13 protein-coding genes are annotated in these 17,593 nt (G+C 67.0%); 10 read left to right on the plus strand and 3 right to left on the minus strand.

Annotated features, from left to right (window positions below):
• Nucleotides 1-103: 103 nt before the first annotated feature.
• The 3 genes from QME71_01115 to rph all read left to right on the plus strand — a co-directional run bounded on the left by QME71_01115 (nt 104) and on the right by rph (nt 3,892).
• Complete coding sequence (locus tag QME71_01115) at nt 104-664, plus strand: ComEA family DNA-binding protein (GenBank protein MDI6856907.1); 561 nt, start codon at nt 104-106, stop codon at nt 662-664.
• A complete protein-coding gene (locus QME71_01120) occupies nt 661-3,093 on the plus strand; it encodes a DNA internalization-related competence protein ComEC/Rec2 (GenBank protein ID MDI6856908.1) in 2,433 nt (810 codons plus the stop codon). The genes QME71_01115 and QME71_01120 overlap by 4 nt, the downstream gene beginning before the upstream one ends.
• 70 nt (nt 3,094-3,163) lie before the next feature.
• Complete coding sequence (gene rph, locus QME71_01125) at nt 3,164-3,892, plus strand: ribonuclease PH (protein MDI6856909.1); 729 nt, start codon at nt 3,164-3,166, stop codon at nt 3,890-3,892.
• Between the two features lie 109 nt (nt 3,893-4,001).
• On the opposite strand, the gene QME71_01130 is transcribed toward rph, so the two are convergent.
• Nucleotides 4,002-4,322 carry an HIT domain-containing protein gene (locus tag QME71_01130; protein MDI6856910.1) on the minus strand — a complete coding sequence of 107 codons (321 nt, stop codon included), beginning with the start codon at nt 4,320-4,322 and terminating at the stop codon, nt 4,002-4,004.
• A gap of 105 nt (nt 4,323-4,427) precedes the next feature.
• On the opposite strand from QME71_01130, the gene QME71_01135 reads away from it, so the two are divergent.
• Nucleotides 4,428-5,708, plus strand: a complete 1,281-nt coding sequence (locus QME71_01135; protein MDI6856911.1) for a DUF1015 domain-containing protein — start codon at nt 4,428-4,430, stop codon at nt 5,706-5,708.
• A 20-nt stretch (nt 5,709-5,728) separates the two neighbouring features.
• On the opposite strand, the gene serA is transcribed toward QME71_01135, so the two are convergent.
• Nucleotides 5,729-7,306, minus strand: a complete 1,578-nt coding sequence (gene serA / locus QME71_01140) for a phosphoglycerate dehydrogenase (GenBank protein MDI6856912.1) — start codon at nt 7,304-7,306, stop codon at nt 5,729-5,731.
• Nucleotides 7,307-7,340: 34 nt separating this feature from the next.
• Complete coding sequence (locus QME71_01145) at nt 7,341-8,384, minus strand: alanine--glyoxylate aminotransferase family protein (GenBank protein MDI6856913.1); 1,044 nt, start codon at nt 8,382-8,384, stop codon at nt 7,341-7,343.
• Nucleotides 8,385-8,678: 294 nt separating this feature from the next.
• Between QME71_01145 and selA the strand changes: the two genes are divergently transcribed.
• The 6 genes from selA to QME71_01175 all read left to right on the plus strand — a co-directional run bounded on the left by selA (nt 8,679) and on the right by QME71_01175 (nt 17,543).
• Nucleotides 8,679-10,040, plus strand: coding sequence for an L-seryl-tRNA(Sec) selenium transferase (gene selA / locus QME71_01150; protein MDI6856914.1), 1,362 nt, complete (start codon nt 8,679-8,681; stop codon nt 10,038-10,040).
• A 96-nt stretch (nt 10,041-10,136) separates the two neighbouring features.
• Nucleotides 10,137-11,216: an AmmeMemoRadiSam system radical SAM enzyme gene (gene amrS / locus QME71_01155; GenBank protein ID MDI6856915.1), complete on the plus strand. Its 1,080-nt coding sequence runs from the start codon at nt 10,137-10,139 to the stop codon at nt 11,214-11,216.
• A gap of 15 nt (nt 11,217-11,231) precedes the next feature.
• Complete coding sequence (gene amrA / locus QME71_01160; protein ID MDI6856916.1) at nt 11,232-12,608, plus strand: AmmeMemoRadiSam system protein A; 1,377 nt, start codon at nt 11,232-11,234, stop codon at nt 12,606-12,608.
• A 272-nt stretch (nt 12,609-12,880) separates the two neighbouring features.
• Entirely contained in the window at nt 12,881-15,253 is a 2,373-nt protein-coding gene (locus QME71_01165; protein MDI6856917.1) for an endonuclease MutS2, read from the plus strand.
• A 543-nt stretch (nt 15,254-15,796) separates the two neighbouring features.
• The gene (locus tag QME71_01170; GenBank protein ID MDI6856918.1) at nt 15,797-16,507 is read left to right on the plus strand and encodes a hypothetical protein; all 711 of its coding nucleotides are present in this window, start codon (nt 15,797-15,799) and stop codon (nt 16,505-16,507) included.
• A gap of 229 nt (nt 16,508-16,736) precedes the next feature.
• A complete protein-coding gene (locus QME71_01175) occupies nt 16,737-17,543 on the plus strand; it encodes an alpha/beta fold hydrolase (GenBank protein ID MDI6856919.1) in 807 nt (268 codons plus the stop codon).
• The last annotated feature ends 50 nt before the right edge of the window (nt 17,544-17,593 follow it).

The raw sequence follows: 17,593 nt of genomic DNA on the forward strand, positions 1-17,593 counted from the left end.
CCCTTGACAACAAGGCCGGCAGATACTAGCCTCGCCCTTGATCCCGCTCTCGTCGTCTTTGCCTCCTGCTGGCGCTCGAGAGCGCCCTGGGAACGGAAATCCCGTGAACGTCTGGCTCGACCGTAACCGCGGGCTTCTAATCATCGCGTTTGCCGCCCTCCTCGCGCTCGCCCTCGTCCTGCTTCTGTCGCGCTACCGACACGACCCGCCGCCCCTCGAACTGCGCCTCGACCAGATCGTCGACGGCGAGATCGTCGTGCACGTCGCGGGCGCCGTCCGGCACCCCGGCATCTACTCGCTCGCGGCCGACGCCCGCGTCGCCGACGCCCTTGAGGCCGCCGGCGGCCCTGCCGAGGACGCCGACCTTCTCACCCTGAACCTCGCGAAACGCCTCCACGACGAGGAACAACTCATCGTTCCTGCCATCGGAGCGACGGACGGACTTCCCGCTACCAACGCCGATGCCGGAAAGATTGACATCAACTCCGCCGATGCCCGGCTTCTCGACACCCTCCCCGGCATCGGCGAGGTCTACTCCCAGCGCATCGTCGATTCGCGCGAGGCCAACGGCCCCTTCCAGACGGTCGACGACCTCATAACGCGCGAACTCATCCCGCGCTCCACCTACGACAAGATCAAAGACCTGGTGACCGTCGGGCCGTGACCCTTGCCTACCTCGCTGCCGCCTGGGCCCTGGGAATCGTCGTCGCCGCACTGGGACGGGAGCCGCCGTGGCCCGCCGTCGCCGCTGGCGTCCTCCTCGCCGTCCTGCCCCTCTTGCGACGAAAGGCGTCGCTTGCCCTCCTTGCGCTTGCCTGCGTCGCTTCCTTCTCCGGCGGCGTCCTTCGCTATCAGACAGACGAGCCACCTGAGCAGCCCGGCGGCATCGCCCTCTTCAACGACACCCGCGCAAACGTCACCTTCCGCGCCGTCGTCACCGACGAACCGGACGAGCGTGAGCGGTCGCTGCGTGTCCGCCTCGAAACGAAAGAGGTGCTCGAAAACGGCGAATGGCGCCCCACCGAAGGCGGCGTCCTCATGCGACAGGGCCTCTTCCCGCGTTACCGCTACGGCGACCTCATCGAGGTCAGGGGCGCGCTGGAAACGCCCCCCGAGCTCGATTTCGGCTACCGCGATTACCTCGCCCGGCAAGGCATCGTCTCCGTCATCGACTTCCCCCAGACCGATCTCCTGCGGTCGGGAGAGGGCAACGTTTTCATGTCGAGCGTACACTCTTTGCGCCGCAGTCTCTCTTCGGCGCTCGCGAAGGCGCTCCCCGAGCCTCAGGCTGCCCTGGCGCAGGGCATCCTCCTCGGCGAACGCTCCGTCCTCCCCCAGAACCTCACTGATGCCCTCAACGCCACCAGTACCTCACACATCATCGCCCTCTCCGGCTACAACGTCACCGTCATCTCCGCCCTCGTCATCGGCGCCTTCGCCTGGCTCATCGGACGCTACAGGGCTGCGCTGCTCGCGCTCGCGGTCATCGCCGGCTACGTTGTGCTCACGGGAGCCTCGCCCAGCCTTGTGCGCGCGGCGATAATGGGCGGACTCTACCTTCTGGCGAACATCACCGGACGTCAGAGCAGCGGCGTCATCTCTCTTCTCTTCGCCGCCGCACTCATGACGGGCCTCGATCCCTCCGTCGTCCACGACGTCTCGTTCCAGCTCAGCTTCGCTGCCGCTGCCGGCCTGATCACCCTTGGGCCGCTCCTCTACCGGCAAACGGCCGATTTTCTGGTGCGGCTCGGGGCGATGCCGACGCACCCGTCGGGCCTTTCGGGCATGCTCGTCGAGACCGCCGCCGTCACCGCCGCCGCCATCGCCGCCACCCTGCCGCTGATCGCCCTGCACTTCCACCGCGTATCCTTGATAGCGCTTCCCGCCAACCTGCTTGTTGTCCCTGTATTTCCCCTCATCCTGCTCTCGTCGACTGCTGTCGCGCTTGTCGCCCTTCTTTCCGGCGCCGTAGCCGACATCCTGGCCTGGCCCGCGTGGGCAGTCCTTAAGTACATGACGGAGGTGGTGCGCCTGCTCGCCGGCCTCCCGTTTGCCTCTATCGAATGGAAGGGCTTCACCGCCGTCCACGCCGCGGCAGCTTATTCGTTGCTCTTCGCCGCCGCGCTCTCCTTCAGCCGCTACAGGCCGTCACCGCAACTGCTCGAACCGCTCGCGGCGTTCTTCGCGCGCCTCTCCGATGCCGTAAACCGGCCCCTCCGGCGCCTGCCCGCCGTCTGGGTTATCGCCGGCCTCGCTGTCGCCAACGTCCTCGTCTGGGCCGCGCTCATCTTGCAACCCGCGCCGCGCCTCGAGATCACAATCTTCGACGTCGGCCAGGGCGACGCCATCCTCATACGCACACCGGCCGGTCACAATCTACTCATCGACGGCGGCCCCAGCGGACGTCTGCTTACGGAGGCGCTGGGCGACGAGCTTCCCTTCTGGGACCGCGAGCTCGACATGGTCGTCCTCACGCATCCCGACAGCGACCACCTCACCGGCCTCGTGAGCGCCCTTGAGCGCTACGATGTCGAGCAGGTGCTGACCGGCGCTCAGCAGTCGGACAGCGACGCCTTCGAGGCCTGGCGAGAGGCGCTCGACGAAGAGGGCGCGCCTGTCCATGTCGCGGCCGCCGGGCACTGGATCGACCTGGGCGATGGCGCCCGTCTCGAGGTGCTTGGCCCTCCGCCCGGCTTCTCCGGAAGCGGGCCGGAGTCCAACGACGCCTCGCTTGTCCTCAAGCTCACGTGGCGGAAGGCAAGCTTCCTCTTCACGGGCGACGCCGCAAACGCCGCCGAAAACGCTCTCATCGAAAGCGGGGCAGACCTGCGGGCCGCCGTCCTCAAGGTCTCTCACCACGGCTCCGCGTATTCCACCAGCCGCTCCTTCCTCGACGCTGTGCGCCCCGCCATCGCCGCCATTTCCGTCGGCGACGACAACATCTTCGGCCACCCCTCAGCAGCCACGCTCGGCCGGCTGCAGGACACGCTCGTCCTTCGCACGGACGAGCAGGGGCAGATCGATTTCTCCACCGACGGCGAACGCCTCTGGATAGCTACCGAACGCCCGCTTCCGGAGGAGGTCTTGCGTTAGCCAGCGTTCGCTTTCCAAGCTCACTCGCCGATGCTATACTTCCTGCATATTGCGTCAGCAAGGAGCTGCCTTGACCCGCCTCGACGGCCGCCGCCCCGACGAACTTCGCGTAGTCCGCATTACTCCCGGCTTCCTCGAATATGCGGAGGGCTCCGCCCTCATCGAAATGGGCGGCACGACCGTCCTCTGTACCGCCACTTCCGGCGAGCGCGTTCCCCCGTTCCTTCGGGGTGCCGGCAGCGGATGGGTCACCGCTGAATACGGCATGCTCCCGCGCTCTACCCCCACGCGCACTCCGCGTGAGGCGATGGCGGGGCGCCCCAGCGGCCGCACCCAGGAGATACAGCGCCTCATCGGCCGCGCCCTGCGCGCCGTCACCGACCTCGACCTCTTGGGCGAGCAATCGTTCATCGTTGATTGCGACGTCATTCGCGCCGACGGCGGCACACGCACGGCGGCCATAACCGGGGCATACGTTGCTCTCAAGCAGGCTTTCCAGAGGCAGGTCGATTCCGGCGCGCTGCCAGCGATGCCGCTCAAGGATGCCATCGCCGCCGTCAGTCTCGGCATCGTCGACGGCGTGCCCCTGCTCGACCTCACCTACGAAGAAGACTCCCGCGCAGAGGTCGACTTCAACGTGGCCATGACGGGTTCCGGGGAGTTTGTTGAGGTGCAGGCCTCAGGGGAATCGGCCTCGTTCTCGAAGGCGGCGATGGAGGAGTTGCTCGCCCTCGCCGCGAAGGGCATCCGCGAGCTCCTCAACGCGCAGAGAGCAGCGCTCCAACAGCCCCTGACCTAGCAGCGCCTTGTCGCGCCCCCGCATCCACCACAACCGGGGGCCCGTATTCTACTCTCGCCCTGCCTCTATGCGTAACCTTCCATATGTTGCGCGCCCATTGTCCCGCCGCCTATGCATACTCGCCCAGCCACGTCCCGCCGAGCACGTGCACGTGCCCATGGAACTGGCTCTGCATCGCGTCCCGCCCAAAGTTCGACAGCAAACGGAAGCCGCCGGGGCAGTGCTGCTTGCCCATCATCACCGCTACCTCGCCTACCCTTCCGAGGTCTTGCCACAACTCTTCCTGGCTCATGTGCCGCCTCGGAACAACCAGCAACATCACCGGCACCCACCGGAGCACGTTCCGGAACACTACGACATCATCGTCCTCGTAGATGATCTCCCCCGCAGCCCTCTTCTCGATGATGTCGCAAAACGCGCAGTAGACCATCAACCGCTCCAACGCTATGCTAGGTGAAAACCGGCGCTATTCTAAGGACGAGCCTCCTTGCCGGTCAAACCCAGGCGCTGCCCAGACGCGTCGAGGAGTCCCAGCTTGACCGACGTCCGGCCCTTTCGTGGCCTTCGCTTTAACCACCACCTCGTGTCCCAGCTCGCCGACGTGCTGTGCCCGCCGTTCGACGTGATCTCGCCGCAGGAGCAGCGCCTGCTCTACGAGCGCAGCCCGTTCAACGCCGTCCGCCTCGAACTCGGCGAAACGTCCCCTTCCGACTCCCCTTCCGACAACCGCTACACCCGCGCCGCCGCCACCCTCAGCGACTGGCTCTCCCGAGGCGTGCTGCTGCAGGAGCCTTCTCCTGCCTTCTACCTCTACGAGCAGGACTTCGAGCACGAGGGCCACCCCCTAACTCGGCGCGCCCTCTTCGCCCGCGTCCGCCTCCATCAGTGGAGCGAGGGGAAGGTCCTCCCCCACGAACGCACGCTCGGCGGCCCCAAGGAAGACCGGCTGCGGCTGTTGCGCGCCGCCCGCGTGAACGTAAGCCCCATCCTTGCTCTTCACCGCGATTCCGCCCGCCTGCGGGAGGTCTTCGGCGCCCTCGAACGGCCGACGATCGAGACAGAGGACGCGGCCGGCCAGCGACACCATCTCCACGTGCGGCAGGACGCGTCCGCCATCGGATTGATCACGGAGGCTTTCCGGGATGCGAGCGTCTACGTCATCGACGGCCACCACCGCTATGAGACGGCCCTCGCTTATCGTGAGGAGCGGCGCGAGCAGTCATCGCGCTGGAGCGGCGACGAGCCCGAGAACTTCGTCCTCATGGCCGTCGTCGCCCTCGACGACCCCGGCCTCGTCGTGCTGCCGTCGCACCGCCTCCTGCGCACACCGCCACCACCGCGCTTCCTTGACCGTTTGGCAGAAACGTTCCGGCTACGTGACGTCGGCGACTGGGACGAAATGCGCGCCGCGCTTGCGAAAACGGATCGGGAGGAGATCTCTTTCGGCGTCGCAACGGCCGAACGCCGCGTCATCGCCGTCATCGACACCAACAGCGCCGCGCGGCTCATGCCGTCGGAGACGCCCCGCCTGTGGCGCTCGCTCGATGCCGCCGTCCTTCGCGAGCTGGTGCTCAAACGGTTGCTGGGCATTGACGAGGAGCGGGCGGCATCGGAGCAGTCGGTGGAGTTCACGCATAACGGCGCAGAGGCGCTGCGCCTCGTGGAATCAGGAGGGTACGGGCTTGCCTTCCTTCTCAGCGCCGTGCCACCGGAGAAGGTGATCGAGATCGCTGACGCCGGCGAGCGGATGCCCCAGAAGACGACCTACTTCTACCCCAAGATACCGGCCGGCTTGGTCCTGAACCCGCTCTTCTAGCAGGTCGATTGCGCGGCCGGCTAGATTCTCGCCTGGCGCACCGCAAAGATGTCCGGCACGCCCGATATCTCCTGAAGCACGTCGTCGCTCGCAGCCTGATCGAGCCCGAGCACCATCAGCGCCCGCCCCAGCTTGTTGGCCGACACGCGCATGGAGTTGATGTTGATCTTGTGCTGACCCAGGATCATGCCGATCGCGCCGATCATTCCCGGCCTGTCGACGTTCTCGCAGATCAGCAGGTGGCCGTCGCCGGGGGACACGTCGACCCAGAACTCGTTTATCTGCACGATGTGCGGTCCGTCGTGCCCCATCGTGCCGCCCACAAGCGTCTCGCCCGCGCTAGTCCTCGCCTGCACCCGCAGCAGGTTCGTGTAAATCCCTTCGTACGAGCCCTTTCGCTCGTTGATCCTGAGGCCGCGGTGCTCGGCGATCATGTTCGCGTTGACTATTGTTACGTTCTCTTCGCTTATCGGCTCCAGCAGGCCCTTGATGACGGCGGCCTTGAGCGGCGTGACGTCGTGGTCGGCGATGTCGCCCAGGTACTCGACGTCCAGGCCGGCGAGCTGCCCCTCGCTCAGTTGCGTTGCCAGGGAAGCCACCTTGACGGCAACCTCGACATACGGGCCGATGATCGCCATCGTCTCCGGCGGCACGAGCGGAGCGTTGACCGCGTGCGTCGGCGACTCGCCGCTGAAGATAGCGAGTATCTGGCGCGCCACGTCCAGCGCCACGCGCTCCTGCGCTTCCGCCGTCGACGCGCCGAGATGCGGCGTGACGATTATGCGATCGCTCTTGAGCAGTATGTTGTCTTCAGCAGGCTCCTTGCTGAACACGTCTACAGCCGCGCCCGCTATCCAGCCTTCTTCGACCGCCTGGAACAGCGCCTGCTCGTCGACGATGCCGCCGCGCGCCGCGTTGATCAGCCGCGCCCGCGGCTTCATCATGCGCAGCTCCTTTTCGCCGATCATCCCTTTCGTCTGGGGCGTGAGACCTGTGTGTATCGATACGTAATCGGATTCGCGGAGGAGCTGCTCCAGCGGCACCATCTCTACCTTCAGCACCTGCGCCATCTCCTCGGAGACAAACGGGTCGCAGGCGATGACGCGCATCTCCAGTCCGCGGGCGCGCCGGGCCACCTCCGACCCGATCTGCCCGAGGCCGATGACGCCCAGCGTTTTCCCTCGCACCTCCACGCCCATGAAGCTGCGCCGGTCCCACTTGCCCGCTTTCAGGGTGGCGTTTGCCTGCGGGATGTGGCGCGACAAAGCCAGCATCAGCGCGATGGCATGTTCGGCGGCCGAGATGCTATTGCCCAACGGCGCGTTCACCACAATGATCCCGCGTCGTGTGGCCGCATCGAGGTCGATGTTGTCGACTCCGGCGCCCGCCCGTCCGATCACCTGCAGCCGCTTTCCCGCCTCGATGACGTCGGCGGTGACCTTCGTCTCGCTGCGCACGATCAGGGCATCGTACTCGCCGATAACGCCGATCAGCTCGTCGGGCGGTATCCCCAGCTTGACATCGACTTCGACATGCGGCGTCAGGGCGTCGATGCCGTCCTGCGCTATTGGATCTGTGACCAGGACTTTGCGCTTCACTGCCGGTCTCCTCAAATTGCTGGCGGTCTTCGCCCTAAGGCGCGGCGGCGGCGGGCGCGAAACCGACGCGCGGCAGCGCCTTTTTCAGAGCGTCCACACAGGCCACAATGTCGTCTTCCGTCACGGCGCCCAGGTGTCCGATGCGGAATATCTTGCCCTGGAGCGCCGCCTGGCCTCCCGCCAGCACCGTGTCGTAGTCTTCCCGCATGATGCGGTTCAGCTCGCGGCCGTCGACGCCTTCCGGCACCTTTACCGCCGTCACCGTGTCGGAGGCGACGCTCTCATCCGCCAGCAGCTCCAGCCCCAGCTCCTTGACCAACTTGCGCGTCAGCGCGCCGATGCGGGCGTGCCGGGCGAAGATGTTCTCCAGCCCCTCGCGGAGCATCATTTCCAGCGCAACGTCCATCGCGAAGAAGACGGAGACGGCCGGCGTCCACGGCGTTTGCCCTCGCTCGAGGTAGCTCTTCGCCTTGCCCAGGTCGAGGTAGAAGCGGGGCATCTTCGCCTCTTCGTACGCCTTCCACCCGCGCTCATTCAGCGAGATCATGGCCAGCGCCGGCGGCACCATCCAACCCTTCTGCGAACCGGTGACCACGATATCGAGGTCCCACTCGTCGACGGGGCAGGGAATGGCGCTGAGGCTGCTCACGGCGTCGACGATGGTGAGGGCGTTGTGCTTGCGCGCGACCGCCGCCAGCTCCTTGAGCGGATTGGTTACGCCGGTCGAGGTCTCGTTGTGGGTGACGAGCATTGCTTTGTAGGAGCCGCCCGCGAGAGCCTTATCGACGGCGGCGGGGTCGGCTGCCTTGCCCCACTCGAAGTCGAGCTTCGTCACCTTCGCCCCGTACGTTTCGCAGATCTGGGCGAAGCGGTCGCCGAAAGCGCCGATGGAGACGCACAGCACGCTGTCGCCGGGGGAGAGGGCGTTGATGACCGCTGCCTCCATGCCTCCGGTGCCGGAGGTTGTGAGGATGAAAACGTCGTTCTTCGTCTGGAAGACCTGCTGCACTCCGGAGGTCACCCGCCGGAGGATGTCCGCGAACTCGGGTCCGCGGTGGTTGATCATCTGGCGCGACATAGCCTCGAGGGCTTCCTTCGCACAGGTAGTAGGGCCGGGGATGCGCAAATTCATGGCGAACCTCCAGGGTGGTATGGTCAGATGTTACAGGATTAGTGAAAAAAGGATCAACGTCCTTCATCGTCGCCATGTGCTAGAATTGCAGGGCCGGACGGGTTGGCTCGACGGGCCCTGCGGCCTGCCGCACCTGCCGCATCGGCGTGACGCTGCGTCCTTCAGGGCGCGTCCTGGAAGACAACGCGTAGCGGCCGCGGGCGCAAAAGGCGCTCGCCGGTACGCTTCAGGAGCCAGGAGATGGCGAATCCCTATAGAGCGCTGCCCAGCGTCGACCGGCTGCTCGGCGATGAGCGGCTCAAGGCGCTCGTTTCCGAGTTCGGCGCCGCCACGGTCACCGACGCCGCCCGCGAAGCGATAGAAGCGGCGAGGCGCGCCATCGCCGCCGGCGAGACCCCCGCCCCATTCGATTCCCTCGTCGCCGCCGTCGCCGAACGGGCGCGTGCAACCGTCGCCGTTACCCTCCGGCCCGTGATCAACGCTACCGGAATCGTGTTGCACACCAACCTCGGCCGCGCTCCACTTTCCGACGAAGCGGTCGCAGCGATGAATGCGGTCTCGCGCGGCTACAGCACCCTTGAGTTCGAGCTGGAAGCGGGCGAGCGGGGCTCGCGCACCGCGCATGTCGAAGCGCTGCTCTGCCGCCTCACCGGCGCCGAAGCGGCGCTGGCGGTGAACAATAACGCCGGCGCCGTGCTCCTCGGCCTCTCCGGTCTCGCCTCCGGACGCGAGGTCATCATCTCCCGCGGCCAGCTCGTCGAGATCGGCGGCGGCTTCCGCATACCAGAGATCATGGCCGAAAGCGGCGCCGTCCTCGTCGAGGTCGGCACGACGAATCGCACTTATCTTTCCGACTACGAGAGTGCCGTCAACAGCGACACGGCGGCGGTGCTCCGCGTCCACACGAGCAACTTCCGCATCGTAGGTTTTGCCGCGTCCCCTTCGCTCGAGGAGCTGGTGCGCCTGGCGCGCGAGCGGCGGTTGCTGCTGCTCGACGATCTGGGCAGCGGATGCCTGCTCGACACGACGCAGTTCGGCCTGGGCAAGGAGCCGACGCCGCAGGAAAGCCTCATTTCGGGGGCCGACCTCGTTTTCTTCTCCGGCGACAAGCTGCTCGGCGGGCCGCAGGCGGGCGTGATCGCCGGGCGCGGCGATCTCGTCTCCGCCCTGAAGCGCCACCCCCTGGCGCGGGCGCTCCGCCTCGACAAAGCGGCGCTGGCCGCCCTCCAGGCGACGCTCCTGCATTATGTCAAGGGCGAGGCGCTTCGGAAGGTCCCCGTCTGGCGGATGATCGCCATGCCGCTGGCCGATATCGAGGAGCGAGCGCGGCGCTGGGCCGACGAGGTCGGGGAACCGGCAGTGGTCGCGTCGGGACGCTCGATGATCGGTGGCGGCAGCCTCCCCGAGGAGAGCCTCCCGACCGCGCTCCTGGCCATCCCAGCAGACGGACTCGACCTCGACGCGATCGCCCGCCGGCTGCGCCTCAGCGAGCCGCCGGTGGTGGCTCGCATCGAGCGCGACAGGCTGCTGCTCGATCCGCGCACCGTCGACCCTCGCGACGACGGGGCGCTCATCGCCGCCCTTAAGTCCGCCCTCCGCTGAACAACTGCCGGAAGCGCTAATCATCGTACAAGATTCTTCGATAGAGGCTTTTCTTTTTCCCCACGCGCGTTTCGAAATGCTATAATTAGGTTAACTATGCGCGAGAGACCCGCACCGGCGCGCGAAGCGCTCCTCTACGAAACACTGCCCGACGGCCGCGTCCGCTGTAACGTCTGCCGCCGCCGCTGCACCATCCCCGACGGCTCATTCGGCGTCTGCAAGATGCGCCAGGCCGTCGCCGGCCGCATCCGCCTCTACAATTACCCCGGCGTCGGCTCCGTCAACAACGACCCGGTCGAGAAGAAGCCGCTCTTTCACTTCTTCCCCGGCTCCGCCTGCCTCTCTCTCGGCTCGTGGGGCTGCAACTTCCACTGCAAGCACTGCCAGAACTGGCAGATATCGTTCGCGACCCCCGAAGAAGCGTTGAGCCAGTCCCACGACCTCATGCCGGACGACGCCGTCGCCCTCGCCAAACGGCTGGGCAGCGAAGGCATGGCCTTCACTTACAACGAGCCCGGCATCTGGCTCGAGTACGCCCTCGATTGCGCCCGCCTCGCCAAGTCCGCCGGACTCTACACCGTCTTCGTCACCAACGGCTTCAGCACCATCGAAGCGCTCGACCTCATCGGGCCCTACCTCGACGCCTACCGCGTCGACCTGAAAGGTTTCAGCGACACGTTCTACCGCCAGCTTGCGAAAGTGCCCCGCTGGCGCGAGGTGCTGGAATCGGCCGTGTACGCCAAGCGGCACTGGGACATGCACGTCGAGGTGGTGACCAACGTTATCCCCACGATGAACGACGACGATGAGCAGTTGACTGCCGCCGCCCGCTGGATCCGAGACGAGCTGGGGCCGGAAACGCCCTGGCACGTCACCGCCTTCCAGCCCCATCACGAGCTGCGCCACCTGCCGCCGACGCCGGTGAGTACCCTGGAGAAGGCCATGGCCATCGGGCGCAACGAGGGGCTGCTGTACGTCTATCCGGGCAACGTCTTCGGCCATCCCGACGAGAACACGCGATGTCCCGGTTGCGGGGCCGACGTAATCAGCCGCGCCGGTTATCGCATTGCCCTGCGCGCCCTCAGCAGCGACGGCCGCTGCGCCCGCTGCGGCGCCGATCTGAACATCCGCACTGCCAGCTATCAGCGGCGGCTTCCCGTATCGGCAGGTAGTTAGCCAGCGGACGGACTCATGGCCGGAATCGTCTACGCCTGCATCGCTCCCCACCCACCGATCCTCGTCCACGAGGTCGGCCGCGGGCGCGAGCGCGAGACCCAGCGGACTATCGATGCCCTGGGGCAGGTCGCCGCCGAGATGGCGTCGTTCGGGCCGGAGACGGTCGTCCTTTTTTCGCCTCATGGGCCCGCCGACCCACAAGACATCGGCATCCTCACCGCTCCGTTGGCCCAGGGCACCCTCGCCCGCTGGGACGCCCCCGACGTGCGCTTCCACTATCAGAACGATCTCGAGGCGGTGAAGCTGATCCGCGAGGAGGCGGAGCGCGCCGGCCTGCCGTTGATGACGATAGACGAGTGGGACGACGGCCTCGTGGCCGGCCTCGATTGGGGATGCACCGTCCCCCTGTACTACCTCCGGCCCGGCATTGCAGGCGCGAGGCTCGTCCCCATGACGCCCGCATACCTCTCGCCGCAGCGCCACTACCTTGTGGGGCAGGCCATCGGGCGCGCGCTTGAGCGCCTCGGCAGGCGGGCCGCCATCGTTTGCAGCGCCGACCTCTCGCACGCCCTCAGTCCCGGCGCGCCCGGCGGCTACAACCCCGCGGGACGCGAGTTCGACGAGAAGTACCAGCAGGTCATCGCCGATTGGGACGTGAGCTGGGTCCTGGAGGCGCAGCTCGACTTCCGCCGTCGCGCCGCCGAGGACGCCGTGCCGCAGACCGCGATGCTCATGGGCGCCCTCGACCGGCTGCGCGTCCGGCCGCGCGTCCTCTCATACGAAGGGCCGTTCGGCGTGGGCTACCTCGTGGCCGCCATAGACGTCCTCAGTCGGAAGCCTGAGCGCGAGGCCACGGAGATGAAGCAGGAGCCCACACTGCCCGACGCCGGCATGCATCCGCTCGTCCTCCTCGCCAAGCAGACGGTCGAGCAGTACGTGCGAACAGCCAAAGTGTTGATGCCGGAGCTGTCCCCCGGCATGGAAGGCCGGGCGGGCGCCTTCGTGTCGATAAAGAAGCACGGCGATCTCCGCGGCTGCATCGGCACGATCGAGCCGACGCAGGAGAACGTCTGTATGGAGATCGTGAAGAATGCCGTGGCCGCCGCCAGCCGCGACCCGCGCTTTCCGCCCATCTCCGAGGACGAGCTGTGCCACCTGACGTACAGCGTCGACATTCTAATGCCGCCCGAGCCGGTGGACGACCCCGAATGCCTCGACTGCAAGCGCTATGGCGTGATCGTGCAGAGCGGCCTGCGTCGCGGCCTCTTGCTGCCCGACCTCGAGGGGGTGGAGACGGTGCAGCAGCAAATCGAGATAGCGAAGATGAAGGCGGGGATCTTCCCCGACGAGCCCTGCCGCCTCTACCGCTTCGAAGTCCGCCGCTACACCTGATCCGGCCCTACGCTTAGGCGGTTCTCGTGCCGTCCCCGACCTCGGTCACCTCGCGTCGGAGCGCAGATGTTCGTGCAGTCGCTGCCGCAGCCCTCAACATTTGCGCTTGTCTTCCCACCTGCCTGCCGGCAGGCAGACCCTCCCGCCCACAGGCGTTTATGGAACCCAAGGGGACACCCCTTGAACCCCGACAGAGGGGAGAACCCCTCTGCACTCCCCCTTTTGCACGCGGGCAAGCCCCAGTTGCTCGCGTCTGCTACAATTGGGGCGCAATGGACGAAAAGACCCTCACCACCCTCGAATTCGACAAAATACTCGCCCGCCTTGCGGCCCACACCTCCTTCTCCGCCGGCCGCGAGCTCGCCCTCGCGCTGCGCCCCTCGGCCGACCACGGCGAGGTCGTCCGCAGGCAGCGCCTCACCGCCGAAGCGCGCCGATTCCGCGAGATCAGCGCCCGCAGGGGTCTGGGCGGCGTCCACGACATACGGCCTCCGGCGAACAAGGCCAATCTCGGCGGCGTCCTCGAGCCCACGGAGCTCCTCGATGTCGCCGCCACCCTCTCGGCCGCCCACGATCTCCGCGACGTGCTCACCCGTCTCTCGGAGCCCCTTCCGCTGCTCGCTGAAACCGCGGGACGCATCGCCGACCTCGCCGACGTCGCCGCAGACATCTACCGCTGCATAAGCCCCCGCGCCGAAGTGGTCGACAACGCCAGCCCGATGCTCGCCGTCCTCCGGCGCGACCTCCGCACCGTCCACGACCGCCTCTACGCCCGGCTCCAGGAGCTGATCAACTCCGCGGAGATGCGCCCTGTAATTCAGGAGCCAATCATCACCCTGCGCGACGGCCGCTACGTCATACCGGTGAAGGCGGAAATGCGCGGCCACCTCCAGGGCATTGTCCACGACGTCTCCGCCAGCGGCGCCACCGTCTTCATGGAGCCGCTGTCGGTGGTGGAGCTCGGCAACACCTGGCGCGAGACACAACTCGAGGAGCAGCGCGAAGTGGAGCGCATCCTGCGACGCCTCAGCTCGCTCGTCGGACGGCACGCCCACGCCATCGAGCTCAGCATCGAGGCGCTGGCCGAGATCGACCTGGCCCTCGCGAAGGCGCGCCTGGCCGAGGACATGGGAGCGTTCGAGCTTCCATACGAAGGCGAGCGCCAGCCCTGGATCACGGAAGCGCCGTCGCTGCTTAACCTCGTGAACGCGCGCCACCCGCTGCTTGCGGGTGACGTCGTGCCCATTTCGCTGAGCGTCGGCGGCAACTACTCCGTGTTGCTCATCACCGGGCCCAACACCGGCGGCAAGACCGTCGCCCTCAAGACCGTCGGCCTGCTGACGGCGATGGCGCAGGCGGGGTTGCCCGTTCCCGCCGACGCCGGCAGCCGCATGCCCGTCTTCGCTTCCCTCCACGCTGACATCGGCGACGAGCAGAGCATCGAGCAGTCACTCTCGACGTTCAGCAGCCACATGACGAACATCATCGCCGCCCTCCGGGACGCCGGGCCCAACAGCCTCGTCCTCCTCGACGAGCTGGGCGCCGGCACGGATCCCGGCGAAGGCGCTGCCCTGGCCCGCGCGCTCCTCGAGCACCTGCTTCGCATCGGGTGTCTCACCATCGCCACAACGCACCACGGCGAGCTCAAGGTGTTCGCCCACGGCACGGAAGGGATCATGAACGCCAGCGTCGAGTTCGACGCGGAGACGCTCGCCCCCACCTATCGCATCTCCATCGGCCTGCCCGGCAGCAGCAACGCCCTCGCCATCGCCGAGCGGCTCGGCCTGCCCGCCGGGATCATCGAACGCGCCCGCGAGTCCATCGACCCCGACCAGGCGCGCGCCGAGAGTCTGCTCGCCGCCATCCAGCGCGAGAAAGCGGAGGCCGCCGACGCCCGCCGCGCCGAGATGCTCGCTCGCAAGGAGGCGGAAGAGATACGCAGCGGCCTGGAAGAGAAGCTCGACGCCATCGACCGCGAGCGCGAGCAGATCATCGCCGCTACACGCGCGCAGGCGGAGGAGGAGCTTGCCCGCATACGTCAGCTTATCGCCCACGCCGGACGCCGCATCGAGCGTGCGAAGCCGGAGGCCGCCGCTGAGAAGGTCGCCGCCGCCGAGGCGCGCCTCGAGACGTTGAAGCCGCCGCCGGCGCCCAAGCGACGCCGACGTGGGGGCGACACCGTCCCGCCGGAGGAGATACAGCCCGGTGACCTCGTCTGGGTGCGCGGACTCGGCCGCTTCGGCGAGGCGCTCTCGACGCCCGACGCCAAGGGCGAGGTAAAGATACGCCTGGGCGCCCTGCGCAGCACCGTCTCGCTGAAGAAGGTGGAGAAGGTGCAGCGGGTGAAGGCGCACGGCCCCACGCTGGGCGGCACGGCCGTCCCGCCTCCCCCGGCGACCGTCGCCTCGGAGATCGAGCTGCGCGGCCGCCTCGTCGATGAGGCCCTGCCCGACCTGGACAAGTACCTCGACGACGCGTTCCGCGCCGGACTGCCATGGGTGCGGATCATCCACGGCCGCGGGACGGGGACGCTGGCGCGGGCGGTGCGACACGCGTTATCGCTGCACCCGCTGGTGCGCTCGCACGAGCCTGCCCCGCGCGAAGAGGGCGGCGACGGCGTCACCATCGCCCACCTCGCCACCTAGGCGCGACGGGCAATCGTCCGCCCGGCTAGGTCTCAGCTCGACGCACGTTTCATCCAAGCGCGCCGAATTACATATTCATAACGAAAGGGGGTAGATTTATAACATAATCCTCCCTACAATGGCACGCGACCTTGTGGGGGTGGGCTCGTTGAGTGGTGGGAACCGCGTTCGGCTTCAGAAGGGAGGACCGCAAAAGCATAGCCGGGGCATCGCCCTCAAGCCAATTAGCTTCAGGAGGTGCACCCGGTGCTCAGAAAGCGAGTCAACAGACGACGTTTCCTCGGCTCTGCCGCCATCACAGCCTTTGCATTGGCCGTCGGTCGATACCGGCCCCCGGAAAAAGACCCGCCGCCTCGATCGAAGGCCCCCCTCTCTCGCACTTCTCCCACTTCTCCAACTCCACCGCCTCCCTCTCTCACCCCACCGCCCGAACCGTCGCCTCCCCCTCCTCCACCTCCGGAGCTGCCCCACCTGGCCTGGGTATGGCAGTTCCCCGCCGACGGGAAGCCCGAAGATATCGCCCCTGTGCTGCACGAGAACTCGTTGGGCATACTCATGAAGACCCACGACGGCACCGACTGGATGTCGCGCTACGACCGCTCGCCGCATGCCATCTACGGCCCCGAGCAGGTGAACCGGCTGGCCGTGTACTTCGAGGCCTGGAAGGTGCCCTTTCACGCCTGGTACGTCGCCAAGGGGATCGACCCCGTGCGCGAGGCCCAGATGTGCTCGGAGGTGATCGATGCCGGCGCGCGCAGCATCACCGTCGACCTCGAGCCGTTCGATCTGTACTGGCGCGGCACGCCCGAAGGAGCGCTGGCGTTCGGGAATGAGTTCCGGCGTCTCAAGCCGGACGCCAAGCTCTACGTTACGGTCGACCCGCGCCCGTGGATGCTGTGTAAGACGCCTGTCGCCGAGTTCGCGTCCTTCAGCAACGGCCTCGCGCCGATGACGTACTGGGAGACGTTCAACTCGCCCGCGAACTGGCGCCTGTTCCAGCAGCACGGCTTCCCGCCCGGCCCCTTCGGCGTCACTCCCGAATACGTCCTCGACGTCGCGAAAACCGTGCTCAGCCCGTACGGTCTGCCGATATGGCCGGCAGGCGAGGGCTCGCCCAGGAACGGCGACGCGTGGGTGAACTTCGTTTCCCACGCCAACGGGCTCGGTATGCGCTCCGTGTCGGTCTGGCGGTACGGCACGGCGGACCAGCGCGTGTGGCGTCTTCTGAAGGAGATGGGGCCAAAGCCGGCGTAGAACCGGACTCCGGAAGCCCCAGGCTAGACGGGACTCAAAAGCAGCGCCTGTGGGAGGGCGGGCTTGCCCGCCGGAGGCAGGCTTGCCCGCCGCAGGCGGGCTGCCCGCCCCGGGCGGGTGGGAAGATCAGCGCCAATGTTGCGGGCAGCGGCAGCGGCCGCCCCCGGCTCGTGCGTCGCCGTGAGCTCTGCTATCATCCCTCAAGGACACCAGCGAAGGCTCAATCGCCGTGCCGAAAGCGCCCACCAACGGGATCAACACCTACTACGAGGAAGAAGGTTCCGGGCCGGCTGTCGTCCTCATTCACGGACACAGCGCCAATAGACACCTGTGGGACGGGCAATTCGCCTTCCTCCCCCGTAACGGCTTCCGCGCCGTCCGCTACGACGCGCGCGGACACGGTCGCAGCGACGCCCCGCAGTCCGGCTACACCTTCGAGAATTACGCGCTCGACCTCCGCGATCTCCTCGATCACTTGCGCATCGAGCGCGCCCACCTGGTGGGTCTTTCCATGGGCGGGGGTATAGCGCTCACCTTCGCCCTCGATAACCCGCGGCGGGCCGCTTCCCTTGCCCTCATCTCCTCCTGCCTGCCCGGCTACGCCTACTCGCCGGAGTACGAAGAGGATATCGAACGCCTTCGAGACGCGGTCCGTAGGGAGGGCCCGGCCGCGTTTGAAAAGCACTGGCTGGAGCACCCGATGTTCGCCCCCATCCGGCGTTCCCCCGAGCGTTTCGATTCTCTGCGCCGGATTGTCACAGGCTACAGCGCCGCTGACTACCTCGACGAGACGGAATACCCGCTGCCCGAGCGGCGGCCCTCCGACCGCCTGCACGAAATCGCGGCGCCCACGCTCGTGATGGCGGGCGCGCTCGACCTGCCGGACTTCCTCCTGATCGCTGAGATACTCGCCGCCAACATCCCGGGCGCCCACAGGCTCATCGTCCCCGATGCGGGAGACGTCCTCAGCCTGGAAGCGCCGGACGCCTTGAACGAGGCGCTCCTCTCGTTCCTACGCAACGCTGGCACCCGGTGAGTTGCTGTCCTCTCTCGTCAAGCCCGATGGCGCCGCGGCGCTATAGCGAT

It is taken from the genome of Dehalococcoidia bacterium (assembly GCA_030018455.1).
In the GTDB taxonomy this organism is placed as follows: Bacteria; Chloroflexota; Dehalococcoidia; order DSTF01; family JALHUB01; genus JASEFU01.